Annotated in this window: 1 protein-coding gene; it reads right to left on the bottom strand. The window is 39.5% G+C overall.

Features of this window, described 5'->3' with window-relative positions; genetic code table 11:
• On the bottom strand, positions 1-2,825 hold a 2,825-nt coding region (locus tag HMPREF2904_RS12090), incomplete at its 3' end, for a Rib/alpha-like domain-containing protein (protein ID WP_141751214.1).
• Between the last annotated feature and the right edge of the window lie 373 nt (positions 2,826-3,198).

The following is a 3,198-nucleotide window of genomic DNA, read 5'->3' as shown; positions in this document are numbered from 1 at the left end:
CCTGCAGTTGTTGTATCTACTGGTGTCTTGTATTCGAATTTAGTTCCTGATGGAAGGTCACCTACATTACCGATTGAGTTCTTGGCATCTGGTGTATCACCAATGTTAACAGTTTGATCCTTAGCAGTTGGTGTGTTCTTATCCGCATCTGTACGTGGATCTTTAACGATCACCTTAACTGGAACTTCGTCTTTAGAACCATCTGGGTAAGTTACGACTACTGTTGCGTCTTTTTCACCTTCTGTGGTTGTATCTACCGGTGTCTTGTATTCAAATGTAGTACCACTTGGAAGATCTGAAACGTTACCGATTGAGTTCTTGGCATCTGGTGTATCACCAATGTTAACGGTTTGATCTTTAGCAGTTGGTGTGTTCTTATCTGCGTCTGTACGTGGATCTTTAACCGTTACCTTAACTGGTACTTCGTCTTTAGAACCATCTGGGTAAGTCACAACTACTGTTGCGTCTTTTTCACCTGCAGTTGTTGTATCTACTGGTGTCTTGTACTCAAACTTAGTTCCTGATGGAAGATCTGAGACATTACCAATTGAACCTTTAGCGTCTGGTGTGTCGCCAATGTTAACGGTTTGATCCTTAGCAGTTGGTGTGTTCTTATCTGCGTCTGTTTCCTTAGCTTTGATTTCAATTGGAACATTAACTGTTTCAGTTGTACCATCTGGGTAAGTGACAAGCATAGGCACATTTACTAAACCAGGTGTAGCATTAGCAGAAGTCTTACTTGTAATCGCCCCTGTATCTTCATCAACAGAAACAGAATCAATTCCAGCTGGAAGTGTTCCAGCTTTGAAAGCTGTACCAGAAGGAACAGGTACTTCCTTACCTTCAACATCTCGTACAAGTGGAATTTGTGGTTGAGTTGTATCGCCAGCAGTTACTTCAGATTTACTGTAAGTCACATCATAAGTTTGATTTTTAGGTGCATTAACAGTCAATAAGTTCGTATCAAGGAAAGCATTGGCATATGATCCTTGGTGAACCCCTTCAGTATTTCCTTTCCAAGAACGTTCGATCGCATTCAAGTTTGGTTTAACTCCACGCTCCATCCATTGTTCAAAGAGGAGCATGCCGTTGTTTTTCTTGATTTCTTCGTTCAATTTTTTAGCTAATTCAACAGAATCAATGGTGTCTTTGAACTTGTACGAAATAGTATATGAACCAAGTTGCCCTGAAGCTGTTCCCAAGATGTTTTTGTCGATGTTATTTCTAACTTTATCAACATCCTTTTGACTCGGATTGGTCTTAGTTGCAATACTGATTTCATCTGTTTTTCGTGTATCCAGTTTTCCAGATGAATCCATTGTCAATTTGATCTTATTGACACCTTTTACTGCAGAACCATCTGCATCAGATTTATAAATATATGTTTCGTTCAAGTCTAGGTATGGCAAAAGACTCTCAGGCAATACTTGTTCAATGTATGGGACAGATTGGAAGGTGTTTGAACTTAGGTTTACAACACCCATTGCCGCAGAAACTTTCATGGTGTAGACCAATTCAATCGAATCTGCCTTACCATCACTTGTAAAGCGTGGAAGCACTTTTAAGGTTGGTTGAGTATTCACGCCAGTACCAGGTGTCCCGGTAAAGGCATTTGTTAAACCATTATCAGAAGCTTCTTTTTTCTCATTACCTGCCGCGATAAACCATGAGTTATCAATACTTTCACGGACTAATTTATTTGGAATAACTTTACCATAGTCCTTACCAGTTACCCAAGCTGAAGAGAAGGAAATTGGAGTATTTGAAAGACCAAGATCATCCAAGGTTTTCCCGTTCTTCAAAGTAATGGTGATAGGGTGGTCATAGGATGCACCGATTCCTCCTGATGCTACCGTGTCATTTTGAATCGGAACCGACCAAACAGAGCCGTTTTCATATTTAGTAAATTCTTTTGCAGCCCCTTGATAAGTTGGTTTGATGGTAATCTTCTCGATATTTTCATAGAAGGTTGGATTTTGGAAGTTCATAATCATATGAGCACCAAATGGGTACTTCTTATCTTTAGCCCATCCACCTGCTAATCGTGTCCAAGAAGTTCCTGTCAAGGAAATGCTACCATCTGCATTGACCTTATTGAATTCTACTCCGGCATTCTTCACAACATAAGGAGCTTCTTTATCAGTCGTAATCCCTGTAGAGTCAAATTTATTTGCAATTGTCAGAGATGAATCAGTAGGTTTAATGACACCGTTCACCGTAGTTGGAGAAACATTCAATTGTTTGGTGACTGTTTTTCCAGATTCATCGGTTACAGTTGCTACTACGGTTCCACCTGAGGAAGGGCGTTTAAAGGTATAAACCCCATTAGATCCACTGATAGAAACCGCTTGACCATCTACTGTAACAGTAACAGTTGCAGCTGCATCTGTACGAATAGTTACATACTCATCACCAGCTTCGATAGATGCAGTCAGTTCTTTTGAAGCTTCTGCTGCAGCTGGTTGAGCAGAGGTATCACGACGCGAACGAACGCGAGGTGTTTCCGAATCTGAAACAGACCGGCTTGCTGAGCTGGCTTCTGAATTCCCTTGTTCGCTTGGGTTTGCTACAGAAGAACCTTCACTTGTTGGAAGGGCTGCATCTGCTGCATAAGCAGTTGTTGCCTCTGTATTTCCAGTACTTGTATCGGCAGTTGGCGGAACAATTGCGTTTGCGGATACTGCTTCTGTACTAGCCTCATTTTCATCAGCAGAAACAGTCTGTGCTCCAGCTAAGAATAGTGCCGTACCTAACAATACTGAGCATACCCCAAAACTGTATTTTCTCAATGAAAAACGTTGACGTCTATTAAACATATCTTTCATTTCACAAAAATCTCCTATAATTTCATTTCATGTTTCCATGATACCTTTATATTGTACTTCTCACTACCTAGTAATGTCAACAATTTTGAATAATATTTTCAAAAAAATATGATTCCCCTATATTTTTCCCAATTTAAATGCTGATTCTCTTTGAATTTAAGCAAATCATCATATTTTTTCACAATACGTACATTTTTTTAAAACATTTTTAAATATGAATTTCTCTCTATATATAAATAGGCAATTTTTTCTTAGTTTTTTCAATAACAAACAAAGAGGCCTTGCTCTTTCGAGCAAAGCCTCCTCCTGTTGAATCTAAAATGATCACTTCATCAACAAGCTTGCTGATGTCACCTCAATTTTAGTCTTCGCG

The organism is Streptococcus sp. HMSC072G04 (assembly GCF_001813295.1).
Classification (GTDB): Bacteria; Bacillota; Bacilli; order Lactobacillales; family Streptococcaceae; genus Streptococcus.
This window is presented reverse-complemented; position numbering and strand designations above follow the sequence as displayed.